This window comes from Pantoea sp. CTOTU46764 (assembly GCF_031974595.1).
GTDB lineage: Bacteria > Pseudomonadota > Gammaproteobacteria > Enterobacterales > Enterobacteriaceae > Pantoea > Pantoea trifolii.
In genome coordinates this window covers 139,735-157,538 of sequence record NZ_DALYOQ010000002.1, presented here as the reverse complement: position 1 = coordinate 157,538, position 17,804 = coordinate 139,735, and the positions used below count along the sequence as shown (strand labels likewise).

Annotated in this window: 13 protein-coding genes; 9 read left to right on the top strand and 4 right to left on the bottom strand. The window is 55.7% G+C overall.

The window, feature by feature from the left end; all coding sequences use genetic code 11:
* Nucleotides 1–60 precede the first annotated feature (60 nt).
* Nucleotides 61–813, bottom strand: a complete 753-nt coding sequence (gene moeB / locus RTM06_RS01740) for a molybdopterin-synthase adenylyltransferase MoeB (RefSeq protein WP_312179508.1) — start codon at nucleotides 811–813, stop codon at nucleotides 61–63.
* A complete protein-coding gene (moeA, locus tag RTM06_RS01735; protein ID WP_312179506.1) occupies nucleotides 813–2,048 on the bottom strand; it encodes a molybdopterin molybdotransferase MoeA in 1,236 nt (411 codons plus the stop codon). The genes moeB and moeA overlap by 1 nt, the downstream gene beginning before the upstream one ends.
* A gap of 289 nt (nucleotides 2,049–2,337) precedes the next feature.
* Here moeA and RTM06_RS01730 point away from each other — a divergent pair, with 289 nt between their 5' ends.
* The 5 genes from RTM06_RS01730 to gsiD all read left to right on the top strand — a co-directional run bounded on the left by RTM06_RS01730 (nucleotide 2,338) and on the right by gsiD (nucleotide 8,654).
* The gene (locus RTM06_RS01730; RefSeq protein WP_312179504.1) at nucleotides 2,338–3,303 is read left to right on the top strand and encodes an isoaspartyl peptidase/L-asparaginase; all 966 of its coding nucleotides are present in this window, start codon (nucleotides 2,338–2,340) and stop codon (nucleotides 3,301–3,303) included.
* A gap of 9 nt (nucleotides 3,304–3,312) precedes the next feature.
* Entirely contained in the window at nucleotides 3,313–5,169 is a 1,857-nt protein-coding gene (gene gsiA / locus RTM06_RS01725; protein WP_312179502.1) for a glutathione ABC transporter ATP-binding protein GsiA, read from the top strand.
* A gap of 63 nt (nucleotides 5,170–5,232) precedes the next feature.
* Nucleotides 5,233–6,768, top strand: a complete 1,536-nt coding sequence (gene gsiB, locus RTM06_RS01720) for a glutathione ABC transporter substrate-binding protein GsiB (protein WP_008102499.1) — start codon at nucleotides 5,233–5,235, stop codon at nucleotides 6,766–6,768.
* Between the two features lie 49 nt (nucleotides 6,769–6,817).
* Nucleotides 6,818–7,738 carry a glutathione ABC transporter permease GsiC gene (gene gsiC, locus RTM06_RS01715; protein WP_061717203.1) on the top strand — a complete coding sequence of 307 codons (921 nt, stop codon included), beginning with the start codon at nucleotides 6,818–6,820 and terminating at the stop codon, nucleotides 7,736–7,738.
* A gap of 10 nt (nucleotides 7,739–7,748) precedes the next feature.
* Entirely contained in the window at nucleotides 7,749–8,654 is a 906-nt protein-coding gene (gsiD, locus tag RTM06_RS01710) for a glutathione ABC transporter permease GsiD (protein WP_101761001.1), read from the top strand.
* 566 nt (nucleotides 8,655–9,220) lie between these two features.
* Here gsiD and RTM06_RS01705 read toward each other — a convergent pair.
* Entirely contained in the window at nucleotides 9,221–10,834 is a 1,614-nt protein-coding gene (locus tag RTM06_RS01705; protein WP_312179495.1) for an ABC transporter substrate-binding protein, read from the bottom strand.
* 159 nt (nucleotides 10,835–10,993) lie between these two features.
* A complete protein-coding gene (locus tag RTM06_RS01700; RefSeq protein WP_256699026.1) occupies nucleotides 10,994–11,764 on the bottom strand; it encodes a hypothetical protein in 771 nt (256 codons plus the stop codon).
* 590 nt (nucleotides 11,765–12,354) lie between these two features.
* Between RTM06_RS01700 and RTM06_RS01695 the strand changes: the two genes are divergently transcribed.
* From RTM06_RS01695 to RTM06_RS01680, 4 genes are all read left to right on the top strand, one after another.
* Complete coding sequence (locus tag RTM06_RS01695) at nucleotides 12,355–13,152, top strand: fimbrial protein (RefSeq protein WP_312179492.1); 798 nt, start codon at nucleotides 12,355–12,357, stop codon at nucleotides 13,150–13,152.
* A 102-nt stretch (nucleotides 13,153–13,254) separates the two neighbouring features.
* A complete protein-coding gene (locus RTM06_RS01690; RefSeq protein ID WP_256699029.1) occupies nucleotides 13,255–13,758 on the top strand; it encodes a CS1 type fimbrial major subunit in 504 nt (167 codons plus the stop codon).
* Between the two features lie 77 nt (nucleotides 13,759–13,835).
* Complete coding sequence (locus RTM06_RS01685) at nucleotides 13,836–16,574, top strand: TcfC E-set like domain-containing protein (protein WP_312179490.1); 2,739 nt, start codon at nucleotides 13,836–13,838, stop codon at nucleotides 16,572–16,574.
* A 10-nt stretch (nucleotides 16,575–16,584) separates the two neighbouring features.
* The gene (locus tag RTM06_RS01680; protein ID WP_312179488.1) at nucleotides 16,585–17,730 is read left to right on the top strand and encodes a CfaE/CblD family pilus tip adhesin; all 1,146 of its coding nucleotides are present in this window, start codon (nucleotides 16,585–16,587) and stop codon (nucleotides 17,728–17,730) included.
* Nucleotides 17,731–17,804 lie beyond the last annotated feature (74 nt).

The window sequence follows — 17,804 nt, the reverse complement described above, 5'->3', positions numbered from 1 at the left end:
GGATCGTTCAACCGATCATTTCGGGCTTAACTGATCGGCATTACGCCATTTATGGTGACCTTATTCTCCACACACTTCACAATGCGCGTCCTGCGCCACCTTCATCGTGCGGAATTCCGCGCTCATCGCGTCGTACATCAATAAGCGCGCGCTAGCGGGTTGACCGAAAGCCGTCAGCACTTTCAAGGTTTCCATCGCCTGCATCGCGCCAATCACGCCAACCAGCGGCGCCATCACGCCCGCTTCGACGCAACTTAACACCTGCTCGCCAAACAAACGGCTGATGCAGCGATAACAGGGTTCGCCGGGCTGCCAGGTGAAGACGCTGAGCTGGCCTTCCATGCGGATCGCCGCGCCGGAGATCAGCGGCACCTTGTGCTGAAAACACAGGCGATTGATCTGCTCGCGGGTATCAACGTTATCGGTGCAATCCACCACCGCGTCGTGACGCGCAATTAACGCGCTGAGCTGCGCGTCGTCCAGCTGAGCATCAATTGGCTCCAGCTGACAATGCGGATTAATTGCGGCTAACTGCTGGTGCGCAGAGGCGACTTTTGCCATGCCAATCTTCGCATCGCTGTGCAGGATCTGACGCTGCAGATTGCTCAGGCTAACGGTATCGAAATCGAGCAAGGTGAGATGTCCCACGCCCGCTGATGCCAGATAAGGCGCAGCCGCACAGCCGAGACCGCCGAGACCGATCACCAATACGCGTGATGCCTTCAGTTTCTCCTGGCCATCAAAATCAAAACCGCGCAGTACGATCTGGCGGTTATAGCGCAGCATCTCTTCATCGCTCAACTCAACGCTCATTAGCCCTCCAGCAGCGTATTAAAGGCTTCGATCTCCACCCATTCGCCGGGTTCGACATCGCCGCGATCGCGCTCAAGCACCACAAAGCAGTTGGCCAGCGCAAACGAACTGAACACATGCGAACCTTGTGCACCGGTGCTGCGCACTTCCAGCACGCCGTCATCGCCACGGCTAACAATTGCACGCTGGAAGTCGAGACGACCCGGCGATTTCTTCAAACGCTGGGTGGCGCATGCGCGTTGGCGCAGCGGCATGATGCGCGTGGTTTGGCCGGTTAAGGTGGCCAGCAGCGGCTGAACTAATTGATAGAAAGTGACCGCCGCAGAAACCGGATTGCCCGGTAAACCGCAGAACCAGCTGTTTGCCAGACGCCCAAAGGCAAAAGGTTTGCCGGGTTTGATAGCCAGTTTCCAGAAGGTGATGGCGCCGAGCTCTTCCAGCATCGCACGGGTGAAGTCGGCTTCGCCAACCGACACGCCGCCGGTGCTGATCACCACATCGGCCTGACGATCGGCTTCGGTAAAGGCGGTACGCAGCGCCGCTTGATCGTCGGCAATCACGCCGAGATCAATCACTTCGCAGCCCAGCTTGTTAAGCATTAACGCCACGGTAAAGCGGTTGGTGTCGTAAATCTGGCCTTCCGCCAGCGGCTGACCGACCGCTTGCAACTCATCGCCGGTGGAGAAAATTGCCACGCGCAGTTTGCGCAGCACGCTCACTTCAGCAATGCCCAGCGACGCCAGCAGCGGCAGTTCGGCCGCGCCGAGACGCACACCGGCGTCCAGCACCTGTTTGCCCGCCTGAATGTCTTCGCCGATGCGACGAATGTTCTGCGCGGCCTGCACCGGCGCGGTAATCACAATGCCGCCGTCGCGCTGCTCCGTTTGCTCCTGCATCACCACGGCATCACAACCGGCGGGAATCGGCGCGCCGGTCATGATGCGGATCACGCTGCCCGCTGGCCATTCGCCGTTAAACGGCGCACCAGCGAATGCTTTACCGGCCACCGGCAACACGCGGTCAGGCGCGATATCGGCCAGACGCAGCGCATAGCCGTCCATCGCCGAGTTATCAAACGAGGGCACATCGAGCGGTGAAAGAATCGGTTTCGCGGTGATACGTCCGGCGGCTTCAAACAGCGAGACGTTGAGCGAATCGCTGATCGGCGTCAGCTGTTGCAGCATCTTTTGCTGCGCGTCTTCGAGGGATATTAATCCTGCGGTAAAAGGTTCCATGTCCAATTCTGCCTGGTTAATTTCAGATGCGGTCTATTATGGGTAATGCGTGGCCGTTAAGCGAGAGTTGGTGGTCAGGAAGGGGAATTTGTAGGGTCGCCATTTAGGGTGATCAGGAAAACCACTCATAACCAAAAAAGCATAATCCACAATAAAAGGTTATGACCGCGCAGGCAGTTTCTGCTTTACAAGATGAGGGTGCCTTTCTATAGTCGAAAATTGCCAAAAAAAGATGAAAACCATTCTAAATCAGTGTTTTTGGTTCTGATTCCTTCACAGGGTACCGGTTATGGCTAAAGCAGTTATCGCAATTCACGGCGGTGCGGGCGCGATTACGCGTGCGGCAATGAGCGCCGAAAAAGAGCAGCACTATCGTCAGCAACTCAGCGCAATCGTTACCGCAGGCCAGCAAATTCTGGCCGCCGGCGGCAGTGCGCTGGATGCCGTTACAGAAGCCGTGCGCCTGCTGGAAGAGTGTCCGCTGTTTAACGCAGGCAAGGGCGCGGTGTTCACCCATCAGGGCACGCATGAACTCGATGCCAGCATTATGGATGGCCGCACGCTGGACGTCGGCGCGGTCGCGGGCGTCAGCCACATTCGCAATCCGATTCTGGCGGCGCGTAAAGTGCTGGAAAACAGTCCGCACGTGCTGTTTATCGGTGCGGGCGCAGAAGCCTTTGCCGCAGCGCAGGGTTTAGCGCCGGTCGAGGCCGATTTCTTCTCCACGCCGGAGCGCTGGGAACAGCTGCAGCGCGCGCTGCACAGCCAGCAGATGGTGCTGGATCACGACGGTGAAGCAAACAGCCACAGCGACGATCCGCTGGACCCGGATCGCAAATTCGGCACCGTCGGTGCGGTGGCGCTCGATCTTCAGGGTAATCTGGCGGCCGCCACCTCAACCGGCGGCATGACTAACAAACAGGCCGGTCGCGTGGGCGATTCGCCGTTGGTCGGCGCGGGCTGCTACGCCAGCAACGACACAGTAGCGGTCTCCTGTACCGGCACCGGTGAGGTGTTTATCCGCACGCTGGCCGCCTATGACGTGGCGGCGCAGATGCATTACGCCGGACGCTCGTTGCAGCAGGCCACCGCCAACGTCATTCATTACAAAGTGCAGGAACTGGAGGGCAGCGGCGGGCTGATTGCCATTGACGCCGCAGGCAATGTGGCGCTGCCGTTTAACAGCGAAGGCATGTATCGCGGATTCGCCTACGTGGATGGCGACGTTGAGGTAGCGGTTTACCGCGACAGCTAAGGAGCAGGCATGACGGACCAACAGCTGCAGTTTGCGCCGGAGCAGGTTCTGGCGGTGCGCAATCTTAACGTGCGCTTTGAGCATGAAGGGCGCATTACCGAAGCGGTACGCAACCTGTCGCTCAACCTGCATCGCGGTGAAACGTTGGCGCTGGTGGGCGAATCGGGCTCGGGAAAATCTGTCACCTCGCTGGCGCTGATGCGCTTGATTCAGCAGGCCGGTGGTGAAGTGAGCGGCGAAATCCAGCTGCGTCGTCGCAATGGCGAGGTGCTGGATGTGATGCACGCGTCGAACGGTCAGATGCGCAAAGTGCGCGGCGCCGATATGGCGATGATTTTTCAGGAGCCGATGACCTCGCTCAATCCGGTATTCACCGTTGGCGAGCAGATTGCGGAATCCATCCGTCTGCATCAGGGCAAAAGTCATCAGCAGGCGCTGGCGGAAGCACGGCGCATGCTCGATTTAGTGCGCATTCCCGAAGCGCAAAATGTGTTATCGCGCTATCCGCATCAACTCTCTGGCGGCATGCGCCAGCGTGTGATGATTGCCATGGCGCTGTCGTGCAAACCGGCGTTGCTGATTGCCGATGAACCCACCACCGCACTCGACGTCACCATTCAGGCGCAAATTCTGCAATTGATCCGCGTGCTGCAAAAAGAGATGCAGATGGGGGTGATTTTTATCACCCACGATATGGGCGTGGTGGCGGAGATGGCCGATCGCGTGCAGGTAATGTATCGCGGTGATGTGGTGGAACGTGCGCCGGTGCAGCAGCTGTTTATCGAACCGCAGCAGCCGTATACCCGCGCGTTGCTGGCGGCGGTGCCCAAACTGGGGGCGATGCACGGCCAGCCGCTACCGGCAAAATTTCCTTTATTGCATGCCAACGGACGCGAAGAGCAGGCCGTGCCGCAGGACACGGTGCGTCACGATCGACCGCCGATTTTGCAGGTGCGTGATTTGGTCACGCGCTTTGATATTCGCGGCGGCTTGCTCAATCGCGTCAAGCGTCGCGTGCACGCGGTGGAGAAAGTCAGTTTCGATCTCCATGCCGGTGAAACGCTGGCGCTGGTGGGGGAATCCGGCTGCGGAAAATCCACCACCGGACGTTCACTGCTGCGGCTGGTGGCCAGCCAGGGCGGCACCATCACCTTTGACGGCCAGCGCATCGATGCGCTGCAGGGCAATGCGCTGGCGTCACTGCGCCGCGATATCCAGTTTATTTTCCAGGATCCTTACGCCTCGCTTGATCCGCGTTTAACCGTCGGTTTCTCGATCATGGAACCGCTGCTGGTGCATAAAACGCTGGATCGCCGTCAGGCGGAGAAACGCGTTGCCTGGCTGCTGGAGCGCGTCGGTTTGCTGCCGGAACATGCGCAGCGCTATCCGCACGAATTTTCCGGCGGCCAGCGCCAGCGTATCTGCATTGCACGCGCGCTGGCGCTCAATCCCAAAGTGGTGATCGCCGATGAATCGGTGTCGGCGCTGGACGTGTCGATTCAGGCGCAGATCATCAACCTGATGCTCGATTTGCAGCGTGAATTTGGTATCGCCTTCTTATTTATCTCGCACGATATGGCGGTGGTGGAACGCATCAGCCATCGCGTGGCGGTGATGTATCTCGGACAGATTGTGGAGATGGGGCCGCGCCAGGCGGTATTTGAGCAGCCGCGCCATCCGTACACCAAAAAACTGATGGCCGCAGTGCTGGTCGCCGATCCGGCGCATCGGCATCGTGAGCGGGCGCTGATGGTGGATGAGATCCCCAGCCCGATTCGCCCGCTGGGCGATGAGCCGGAAGTGGCGCCTTTACTGGAAGTGGCACCGGGCCATTTTGTCGCCCGGCACGCAATTAGCGGCGCCTGAGCAGCAAACAACCGCACATCTTTGGATGTCGCGCATGACAGGGATTACAGGAGAACGATAACGATGCACCATATTATGCGAAAAGGGGTTATCACTGCCGGTTTGTTGAGTTCGGCGCTGGCGCTGCCCGCGTGGGCGGCGAAAGATGCGGTGATTGCGGTAGCCTCAACCTTTACCACGCTCGATCCGTATGACGCGAACGATACGCTGTCGCAGGCGGTGGCGAAGTCTTTCTATCAGGGCTTGTTCGGCTTCGATAAAGACATGAAGCTGACCAACGTGCTGGCAGAAAGCTATCAGGCGAGCAGCGACGGTTTGACCTACACCATTAAGCTGCGCCCCGGCGTGAAATTCCAGGATGGCACCGACTTCAATGCCGAAGCGGTAAAAGTAAACCTCGATCGCGCCAGTAATCCGGATAACCATCTCAAGCGCTATAACCTGTTCAAATATATCGCCACCACCGAAGTGGTCGATCCGAGCACGGTGAAAATCACCCTGAAGCAGCCGTTCTCGGCCTTTATCAACAACCTCGCGCATCCGGCGGCGGTGATGATTTCGCCCACCGCGCTGAAAAAATATGGCAAGGATATCGGCTTCCATCCGGTGGGAACCGGCCCGTTTGCCTTTGATACCTGGAACCAGACCGACTTCGTGAAAGTGAAGAAGTGGGATGGCTACTGGAAAAAAGGCTATCCGAAACTGGATAGCATTACCTGGCGTCCGGTGGTGGATAACAACACCCGCGCGGCGATGCTGCAAACCGGCGAAGCGAGCTTTGCCTTCCCGGTGCCGTTCGAGCAGGCCAAACTGCTGGAAGGTAACAGCAAGCTCGATGTGGTCACCACGCCATCGATCATGCAGCGCTACATCAGCCTCAATGTGACGCAAAAGCCGTTTGATAACCCGAAAGTGCGTGAAGCGCTGGAGTATGCGATTAACCGTCAGGCGCTGGCGAAAGTCGCCTTTGCCGGATACGCCACGCCAGCTACCGGCATCGTGCCCCCGAGCATCGACTTTGCGCAGAGCTATCCGGCAATCAAATACGATCCGGCTAAAGCACGTGAACTGCTAAAGGAAGCGGGCTTCCCGAACGGTTTCGAAACCACCTTGTGGTCGTCGCATAACCACAGTACCGCGCAGAAAGTGCTGCAGTTCACCCAGCAGCAGCTGGCGCAGGTGGGCGTGAAGGTGAAAGTGACAGCGATGGATGCCGGACAACGTGCCGCTGAAGTGGAGAGTAAAGGGCAGAAAGAGAGCGGTGTGCGCATGTTCTACACCGGCTGGTCAGCATCGACCGGTGAAGCCGACTGGGCGCTGACGCCGCTGTTCGCTACCACCTCATGGCCGCCAGCGATCTTCAACACTGCGTTCTACAGCAATCCGCAGGTGGATAAAGACCTTGCCGATGCGCTTAAAACCACCGATCGCGACCAGAAAGCTAAGCTGTACAAAGACGCGCAGGATCGCATCTGGAACGACCATCCGTGGATCCCGCTGGTGGTGGAACAACTGCTGTCAGCCAACAATAAAAACCTCAGCGGTTTTTATGTCATGCCCGATACCTCATTTAATTTTGATGAGGCCGATCTGAAGTAACAGACGCGGCCAGCCTTAGCGGGCTGGCCGATGCTGCGCAGGACTTCGCATGCTCAACTATTTTCTCAAACGATTACTGGGACTGATTCCCACGCTGCTGATTGTGGCGGTGCTGGTGTTCCTGTTCGTCCATTTGCTGCCGGGCGATCCGGCGCGCCTGATTGCCGGCCCGGAAGCGGATGCTTCGGTGGTGGCGCTGGTGCGTCAGGATCTCGGTCTTGATCAGCCGCTGATCAAGCAGTTCTGGCACTTTATGATCAATGCGGTGCAGGGCGATTTCGGCCATTCGCTGGTCTCGAAACGTCCGGTGATTGACGAAATTGCCGCGCGCTTTTTCCCGACGCTGTGGCTGACACTGAGCAGCATGGTGTGGGCGGTGATTTTCGGTATGGCGATTGGCATCACCTCGGCGGTGTGGCGCAATCGCTGGCCCGATCGCATCGGCATGACGCTGGCGGTGTCGGGTATTTCGTTCCCGGCGTTTGCGCTTGGCATGCTGCTGATGCAGGTGTTTTCCGTCGAGCTTGGCTGGTTGCCGACCGTCGGCGCGGATAGCTGGAAACACTACATTTTGCCATCGATCACCTTGGGTGCGGCGGTGGCGGCGGTGATGGCGCGCTTCACCCGCGCGTCGTTTGTGGAGGTGATGCAGGAAGATTATATGCGCACCGCACGCGCCAAAGGGGTACGCGAATCGCTGGTGGTGGTGAAACACGGCCTGCGTAACGCCATGATTCCCGTGGTTACCATGATGGGCCTGCAGTTTGGTTTCCTGCTCGGCGGCTCGATTGTGGTGGAAGTGGTGTTCAACTGGCCAGGCTTAGGCCGCTTGCTGGTGGATTCGGTCGAGATGCGCGATTACCCGGTAATTCAGGCCGAAGTGCTGCTGTTCTCGCTGGAATTCATTCTGATTAACCTGATTGTCGACGTGCTGTACGCGGCAATCAACCCGGCCATTCGCTACAAGTAAGGAGTCGCAATTGAAGAACTGGCGACGAGCCGCAGCATTGAAAACCCTGCCGACTATCACGGAAAACCGGGTGCGCACGCCGTGGCGCGAATTCTGGCGGCGCTTTCGCCGTCAGCATGTGGCGCTGCTGGCCGGATTGTTTGTGCTGCTGCTGATTGTGGTGGCGTTTATCGCGCCGCTGATTGCGCCTTTTGATGCGGAAAACTATTTCGATTACGACCGGCTGAACGAAGGGCCATCGCTGATGCACTGGTTTGGCGTTGATTCGCTGGGTCGCGATATCTTCAGCCGCGTGCTGGTAGGCACGCGCATTTCGCTGATTGCCGGTTTCTTCTCGGTGGCGATTGGCGCGCTGATCGGCACCGTGTTAGGTCTGCTGGCGGGCTATTACGAAGGCTGGTGGGATCGCATCACCATGCGCATCTGCGATGTATTGTTCGCGTTCCCCGGCATTTTGCTGGCGATTGCGGTGGTGGCAATTATGGGCAGCGGCATGAGCAACGTGATTGTCGCGGTGGCGATCTTCAGCATTCCGGCGTTTGCTCGTTTGGTGCGCGGCAATACGCTGGTGCTGAAACATCAAACCTATATTGAATCGGCGCGCAGCATTGGTGCGTCGGACTGGACCATTATCATGCGTCACATCCTGCCCGGCACGGTGTCGTCGATTGTGGTCTATTTCACGATGCGTATTGGTACGTCGATTATTACGGCGGCGAGTTTGTCCTTTCTCGGCCTCGGCGCGCAGCCGCCCACGCCGGAGTGGGGCGCAATGCTCAATGAAGCGCGCGCCGATATGGTGATTGCGCCGCATGTCGCCATCTTCCCAAGCCTGGCGATTTTCCTCACCGTGCTGGCGTTTAACCTGCTGGGTGATGGTTTACGTGATGCGCTGGATCCGAAATTGAAGACCTGATGGTGGTTTGGTCGCCCGTAAGGTCGCCATTTATGGCGTAATGCCGCTCAGTTAAGAAAGCATGTTGCTTTAAACTGGTGAGGGCTCTGACACATCTGCTGCGTCACGGGCCGTCCTCGCGCCGCTAGCGCGGTACCTTCGGCTTTCACGTCGTGCCAACGGACCGTTCGCGGATCGGCCGTCCTGGCCGGCCCCGAACTGCCTCACGCATCCATGCGTGAGGCTCCTGGCCCAACGTAAAAGCCTCAGCGCTGCGGATAGCCCTTTTGCCGCAGCAGACGCGCCAGCGCCTGTGGTAAATGTGCCCCTTTCAACAATTCGCACTGAAGTTTAAGCAGGCCGGGGCCGCTTTTGGGCAGGCAATCCGCAGCGCTGAACGAAGCGAGGAAGCCAGGAGAGCCCGCAGGACGCGGGCGAAAGGCGGAGCCGGGACAAGGACGTCCCGTCTCCGCCGGTCCATCAGGCAGACGAGCGAAGTGAAGGTACCGCGTAAGCGGCGCGAGGACCGCCGGCCAAAAAGTGGCCCCGGCCAGCGCACTCCTCGTTAGCTTGCCAAAATGGCGCCCCTACTGTTTAGTTACCCACACATCGTAAACGCTTTCTGGCATCTGCTTATAGCTGCGGAAACCGTAGCCGTGCACGTAGCTGGCGGTGGCTAACTGATCTTCCGGTTCATACAGCGGCACTGCCAGCGCGAGTTGCGGTAGCGCGACCTGCTGCAGTTGGCTGTAGAAATTGCGGCGCTGCTTGAGATCCAGCGTGCTGGCGGCTTTATCCAGCAAGCCATTGATCCTCTGATCGTTGACGCGGCTGTAGTTAATTGCGCCGCCCTGAGCGATCGGACGATAGTGGTTTTCGATATCCACACCATCGGTTGGCGTGTTGGAGTTGGCGATGGTGCCAAACTTGCCGCTTTTACGCACATCGGCATAAGTCCCAGAATCAACGTAGTTCAGCTTGAGATCGACGCCAAGACGCTGACGCGCCTGCGCCTGAATTGCCTGCAGCAGCACATCGCGCTGATCGCGCACCGTCGCCTGCGCCTGAATCAACTCAATGCGCAGACGCTGGCCCTCTTTAGTGCGGAAACCTTCGCCATCACGGGTTTTCCAGCCGGCTTCATCCAGCAGCTTGTTGGCCGCATCAGGATTGTTGCCGTATTTGCCCTCCAGCTCTTTGTTGTAAAGCGGATCGATGGGCGAAGTGATGCCCCACGCGCGGGTACGCTCGCCGCGATACACCGACTTCAGCAGCGGATCGATATCCAGTCCTTGCAGTAACGCCTGGCGCACTTTCACATCCTGCGTCGGGCCGTATTCCACGTTGAGGAACAGCGAATATGGCGTACCGGTATTCAGCGCATGCTGATAGGTAAAGTCGGGATTGTCTTTGAATTCACCGGCATCGTTACCCGAAATGCCTTCAATCGCATCAACCTGACCAGACAGCAGCGCGCCGGTGCGCACCGAGGATTCCGGCAGGAAGCGATAGGTCACGCGATCGAGATATGCCGGTCCCTGATGCTTCGCGGTGGCCGGTGCCCAGTTGTATTTCGGGTTTTTAACGTAGGTCACCTGCTGGCCTTTCTCATAGCTTTCGAGAATAAACGGCCCGGTGCCCGCCAGATCTTTGCCGCCCGATTTCAGCTGCGGTGATTTCCAGCTGGCCGGTGCCAGAATCTGTAAGCCCGCTGCGAAGGACAGGAACGGTGAATAAACCTCTTTCAGGGTGATCACCACAGTATGATCGTCCGGCGTTTCAATCTTCTCGATGTGCGAACCCATCAGGCACAAACTGGTGCCGGCGCAATATTGCGCGACCTGAGTTTGACGGAAGTTATCAGCTACCGCGTTGGCATCGAATTTCTCGCCGTTGGAGAAGGTGACGTCCTGACGCAGATTAAAGCGAATCACTTTGCCATCCTGGCTGGCTTCATAACTCTGCGCCAGCCACGGCACAAAGCTGCCGTCCGGACGGCGCGCCAGCAGCGATTCCCAAAAGTTACGCAGCGTGATTTCCGCTTTGTCCTGACCATTTAGCTGCGGGTTAAAAGTGGTCGGTTCGGTTTCAACACCCACCGTTAAGCTGCCACCGCTAACCGGTTGATCGGCGGCTACAGCATTAAACGCGTTTCCCAGCAGGCTAAAACCTAATGCCAAAGCTATTGAAGTTAATTTCATATTGTCCTTGGTGATTGCAGGTAAATATTATGTATGACCTTAATCTGGCCTGTATTAATTCCCGCTGAATTATTAAAACCCGGACAAATAAATGTAAAACGACAATAGTGGCAATCGATTTGTTGAATTTGGCAATTCACGAATAAGCGAAAAAACAGATTATCGTGACAGGCTTGCCGGTAGCGGAGGCACGCCGGATAACCCGCGTAACCCGTACTCAACCATGGCCATATAGACCGCAAAATAATCCAGCGCCATTTGCATAAAGGAGAGATGCAAAATGAGTGTATTGCTGGCTTTATCCAGCGTCAGCAACCCCGCCGCTTCGGCGTCCTGCAGGCAGCGTTTGATGTGCGAACGCGATACCCCACATTTCAGTGACGCTTTCAGGTAGTTGTACTCAATAACGGTGGTTTTTTGTTGCAAACTTTCGATGTAAAGATCCATCAGCAGCATATGCCCGGCATCCCTGAAAATGAAGGCTTTACTCTCTGGCACCATATCGAATAAGTAGACATGCTTGAGGGTAATTTCAGCGTATTTTTGGAAGTATTCGGCATGGAAGTTTTCCATTTTCAGGCATGCCGAAACGTCGAAATCTCCATACAACATGCCATACGGGATCATCATGGTATTAATTAAGGCGCGGGTTTCATCCAGCGCTTTGCTGGTCACCGTGTAGGTTAACTTGCGTTTATCCAGCGCGTCCTTTTTAACTTCCATACGCCCGCCTACCCGAATAAACAGCAGAAAGGAGTCAATAGTGTTGTCGCTAATCAGGCCGGTTTTCTTACAAAAGTCTTTTACATCACGCAGCGTTGGGTTTGCTGAAGTGAAGGCGTACGCCATGATGGCCGAGCCAATAATAAAGCGATTGGCTTTAAAAATGACTTTAAAATAGAGCGGCTTAGTCAGATACAGTCTAAACAACAGTTTGTAATGCTTCTGCATAACTAACGAGATGTTTTTATTTGACTTAATCTCTGCTGCGCGATGATAAATTAATGCTGTGAGTTGCTGTTTGCTTTTCATATTGCTGTGTTGTGTGCCTGGTTATCAATGATAAATATTTAAAAAACCACCCACCTTCTCATACGTTATTTTAAAGCCGGTTGAGAATCGGTTGATGATGCTTTTGGGAGGCATTGTTTCTGAGGTTAACATTTTAAGATTAACAAGGGTCTTTTTGCCCTTCCGAGTACGATCTTACCATCAATGCGCTATTTTTTGTAAAGCCTGATTTTATTTTAACCTGACAGGACCATTTCTAAGCCTGAAAATTAATCTTTGTTTTTATAGCTATTTCATTAAGTTAGGTTGCGATATTTTGGCAAGTATTCACTTTGCAGCACAGCTTAAAAAAATTAACCACAAAAATGGACAGTGACTTAACAAAGCCCGTATGAGAACTTTCTTAACGCACGGTTATTCCGCTTGATTAAGCCACGCTGGCTAATAGCCATGCCGATTTTCACAGGGAATATCCGACAGGTTTTTAATGGATTTCATAAGGATTTATCATGGACGATTCACCGCAAAAGATGCTGCATCACGGCTTTTCATGGGGTATTTCACCCAATAATCATCTGCTAAAAAAACTCGCTTACCCTCTGATCCTCACGGGTTTTATTGCTATGCCATCAGCATGGGCAAATATGAGTGTCTATCCAATGGAAGTCAGCCTGAATAATCAGGGTGCGGCGCAGGTGCAGACATTATCACAGAGCGGTGAAGCGCAGTTTATTCGCGTCAGCATCAAGCGAATTGAGCGTCCTGCGACACCGTTTGAAAAAGAAATATTGGTTGAGGATGCTGTTTCACGCTCGCTTATCGCCACACCGGATAAGTTCGCGCTCGCTTCCGGTTCTCAACGCATCATTCGGCTGATTTCATTACAACCGCCGGAAAAAGAGACCGCCTGGCGCGTCTACTTCGAGGCCGTGGCTGCCCCGGATGAATTCAAAGATAAATCGCTGCCAAATAATAACATCAGCAATCAGGTCGGCATCAATTTAGTCTGGGGCGTGCTGGTCCATATTCCGCCGCGCAATGCCAGGTTATCGCTTACTGCATCCGCATCGGGCGAAATCAAGAATTCAGGTACGGTACGCGTAGTGATTCGAGAGGTGGCGGTTTGCTCAAAACAACATATCAGCAGCAGCTGCCAGTGGAAAAAAGAACACGCCACGGTTTATCCGGATGAAACACTGCGCTTCAAAGCCTGGCGTTCTGCAGAATTAATAGCTGCTCAGGAAGTCAGAATTAAATATGTTGATCACAACACGCGGAATTTAGCCGAGTACGTTATCGGACAATGATCAGCACCTATTAAAGGAATAACAACCTGTTTGTTATAAAGCAGTTTACTACCCATGAGACGGTCATTTACGGCCAGTACAAGGATTTACACGGAGCTACAAATGCAAAAATTAATTAAACCACTTGTCATCGCTGCTGCGTTAACGGCTGTATTTAATGCACAGGCGGTGCAGAAAGATATTACGGTGAATGCGAATGTCGATTCGACGGTCGATATGACCCAGGCGGACGGAACCGCATTACCGGGTACCATTAATATGCAATATATTCCGGGCCGTGGTTTGTCTACCTATTCACTGGACACCAAAATCTGGTCAAACTCGCAAACCGCCAATATTAACGTTGCGCTGGTGAGCGCTGCGCAGCTTAACAATACCGTTACCGGTACAGCGGTACCTTTGACCGTCACGCTGGGCGCGGATTTAAAACCGATCACCACCACCAACACGGCGCTGACTTACGCCTCGCTGTTCCCGGCGGGCACCGCCAATGGTTCGTCAGTATTGCCACTGAAAATCTCGCAGACCACGCAAGGCGTGCTGGCAACCGGCACCTATTCCGGCGTGATTAGCCTGTTGATTACTCAGGCCACCACGCAGAGCTAATTTGTCGGCATTGACTGATCAATTATTTCGGGGGGCCGCTCGCCCCCCTTATTATTCTTTTTCAGCAGGATGCTGTAATGAAGGTCAATATTCGCGTCGTTTTAATCGCCTCTTTCATTACCCTGATCCCCTCTCTTGCACCCCGGGCGGCCACGCAGGTTCCGCCTGGTTTCGAATCGCTGGTCACCGGCCAGACGCTGTGGGTCAACCTTTCTGTTTACGGGCAATCGCTCGGCTTGTTTGAAGCTTCTGTTTCGCTGGATAGCGTCAGGTTCTTGAAACCGCATCAGGTTGCGCGGGCGGTGATGCAGCATTATCAAAAGGATCCGCAGCAGGAAAAGCGCTTAGACCATCTCATCAGTGAACCTTTGGCACGCAACGGTAATAAGGCATGCAGCAGCAACGGCGGCGCAGCGGGCTGTAACTATCTGGAGACCGATTCCCTCGCGCTGATCTATGACGAAAATAATGCCAGAGTGGCGCTGTTTCTCGGCCCGGAATTTGTGCCGCTTGCGGCTGACAATTCATCGCCCTATTACCAGCAGACCGCCGAAACGGAAGCGGCGTTTATTCATCAGCAGAATATTAACTTCGTCACCAACCGCGATGACCAGACGTTATCGCTGCAGGGGGCGGGCGCGCTCGGATTGACTGAAAACAGCTATGCCGGTATCGACTGGGACTATCTGGCGCAAAAATACCGGCAGCAAAGTCATCAGGAAGTGCGTTTTAACAACGTGTTTCTGCGCCGCGATCTCGGCAAACGCTATTATGTGCAGGCCGGACGCATGGATTCGCGCGATATCTTCAGCAACGCCGGCGGCAACATTACCTTAAGCCAACTGCCGCTCAGCACCATCGAAGGTGCGCGCGTCGGTTCGACGCTCGCCTGGATGAACCGCGCACAGGCGGCGCAAGGCACGCCGGTCACTGTCTTTATTACGCGCCCGTCGCGTATTGATGCTTATCGCGGGCAGCAACTGCTTGGCACCTTTTACCTGAATGCCGGCACGCAAAATCTTGATACCAGCGCCTTTCCCAATGGTAGCTACAGCGTGACGCTACGTATCTATGAAGATAATCAGTTGTCGCGTACCCAACAGGTTCCTTTTAGCCGCACCGGTAATGCCACCAGCCAGAACATTGAATGGTTTGTGCAAGGCGGCTCCATTCCCGATCGCGAGATGCAGGGCAACGGCGCTGCGTCGCAATCGGGTGCCGATCGCCGTGTGATGCAGGCGGGCATCAAAGTGCCTGTGATGCAAGACGCTGCGCTGACCGGCGGTGTCGCCGTGACCAACCGCAACCGCTTTATTGAAAGCGCACTCGACTGGAGCCACGGATTTGATAATCCGCTGCTCGACGGCATCCTCACCACCCGCTTTAGCTACCTGAAAGGCAGCGAAGGTTCGCGCGGCAATATCCAGCAGGTCGCTTATAACGACGGATTTTCCCTCAGTTTCTACCGCAGCGCCCTGTATGCGCAGGATTGCTATAGCAACAACGGTGGGCAGTACGGTTTCAGCGGGTGTTACCAGAGCAGCAGCCTGATGTTCAGCGTGCCGGTAAAAAGCTGGTATCTGAATGCCGGTTATAGCGCCAGCAAGAACGAGGGCCGCAATGTGCTTCCGGTGCAGTGGGATGATAACGGCGTCGTGCCGCAGTGGGTGCGCCGCAACATCTACAGTAAAACGCAGACTACCACCTGGCAGGCTGGCCTGGGGCGCGGCTTTAGCGTCAACGGACTCAATATTAATACCAGCGCCAACCTCTTTACCCGCACCAGCAGCAGCGGAACTCAGCGCGACAACGGTGGCTTCCTCTCCGTATCACTCTCGCGCCTCAGCACGCCAACCATCGATTCACGTTCGAGCTACAGTTCGCTCGGCATGACCTACCAAACCGATCGCAACAACAAGGATCAGGTTGGCTATAACGTGGCGCAAAACTGGTATTTCGATGCGCAGAATCAGCAGGAAATCGGCGTGAACCTCAACGGTAATCAGGAAAATACTCTGAATGCTTCCGTTTACGGCAAAACTGCGGGCGAATACGGCAGCGGCAGCCTGGCATTCAGCTCTGCGTCGTCCGGTTCATCCGCTCAGCGCTTCAGCAGCAGCGGCAGCTACAACTCCTCATTGGCGGTAGCACGTTCCGGCCTCTATTGGGGCAAATGGGGCAACGGCCTGCCCGGAGCGGCGGTGGGCGTGCATGTGGCAAGCAGCGATGAAAGCCGCGACACACGCGTGGATGTCTCCGTTGATGGCGCGGGCAGCGCCAGCCTGCACGGCACCGGCCGCACGTTATTCAGCGTACCGGCTTACACCCAGAGCGCGATCAGCATTAACGATTCCATCGAATCCACCGACGGGATGCGCAGTGAAATCACCCAAGGTGCCGGACGACGCACGCTGTTTATCGCGCCGGGTCGCATGCTGGTCAGCGAGGTGAACATTGTTTCGCGCTACACCTGGCTTGGCAGGCTGATGATCAACCAACAGCGTCCACTGGAAGGTGCCACGCCGCTGAATGTCGCCAGCTGGTCCGGTTTAGGCCAGGGCGGATTCAGCGCTGAGACCGATCATCGCATAAAAAATTTGTACATGGTGCGCGGGATGCAGATGTATCGCTGTGAAATGAAGGTGAAAAGCACCCATGACGTGGTGCGTTACGTCGGCGACAGCGACTGCAAACCCATCGAGCTGGCTTCAGTGCCGCAGGATGTGCAGCAACGAGCAAAAATGCTGATTGTCACCCGCCTGGCGGATGAGGTTCCGCTGGCACGTACCACGTCGTCTTCGCCGGAACAACAATAGGGATTTTTAAATGAAAAGTAGAGTTATTCGCGCGTTGACGCTATTGGCCCTCAACGCGGGCATGCAGGTGCAGGCCGCCATGCTCACGCCTTCAGGGCGCAATACCAGCGTTGCCGTGGCCTTTGACCGCATGTCAGTACCGGCGCAATTGCCGATCTGGACCAATGAAAATGGCGGTTACGATACCAATGACGCGCCAAAATGGGGCCGCAACACGCTGGTTTGCCAGTCGCGCACCAGCAATCAATATGGTGCCTGCCTGACATTACCTGTCTGGCTGGAAGCGTCTCCGTCACCCTATCCCGTGCCGCTGTTGTTCACCGAAAGCAGCACCAAACAGACGTTGGTACTGAATGTCTATCTCACCAAAAGGCGATCGCTGAATAATGTGGTGGTGGCAACCAATCTGGTGCCGATGAATGCCTTTGGCGGTGCCGTCACGCCGCGTGGCGATGGCACAGATTATTCGGCCTATCTTCCCTCCTCCGAGCTGAGTAAATTCCCGTCGGCGGGCACCTGGAGCGCGACGTTGAAAATGTCGCTGATGCAGTGGCCAGTCACATCCTGCACCGGAAATTCGCAGAACGTGAATGTGGGGTGTACCAATGTGACGAAAATGGGTGACTGGATCGCCGACTACGGTAATCAGCAAATCTATCTGCCGGAGTTTGGCAATGCGGCCGCCAGCGTTGACCTTGGTTTAAAAACCTTCCCCGGCGCGCGCGCCACCACCACAGTCAGCGGCAGTCGTTCGCTGGATATGTGCCTGTACGACGGCAATAATTCTGACAGCAACCGGGTTAGCCTGTTGTTTCAGGACGAAGGTGCAGCCGCGCCCGGCCGGGGAACGGGGTTGTTTTCGCTATATCGCACAGGCGCGGATAAAACTCTGGCGCAAAATCGCCTCGATTATGCGATTGAAGTAATCAACCCGCTGACCAAAGCGCGTCAGGTGGTTGAGAACGGCAGTGAGATTATCTGGAGTGTCACCAACAGAGGTGTGTTGCGGCGGGTGGTGTTGCCGGGCCAGAGTAATTCGGTGCTGTGCGTTCCCGCGCCGATGCAGCTTATTACGCCAGCCTTCATCCTGTCGTCAAAGACAGCGGGCCGTTATCAGGGCACGCTGAGGATTATTTATACCCCGACGACGCAATAATGGTGCGGGCGATGATGACATTTTCCGATGTTTTGTAGGATGGGCATGTATGGGAATAAGGTCGCCATTATCGC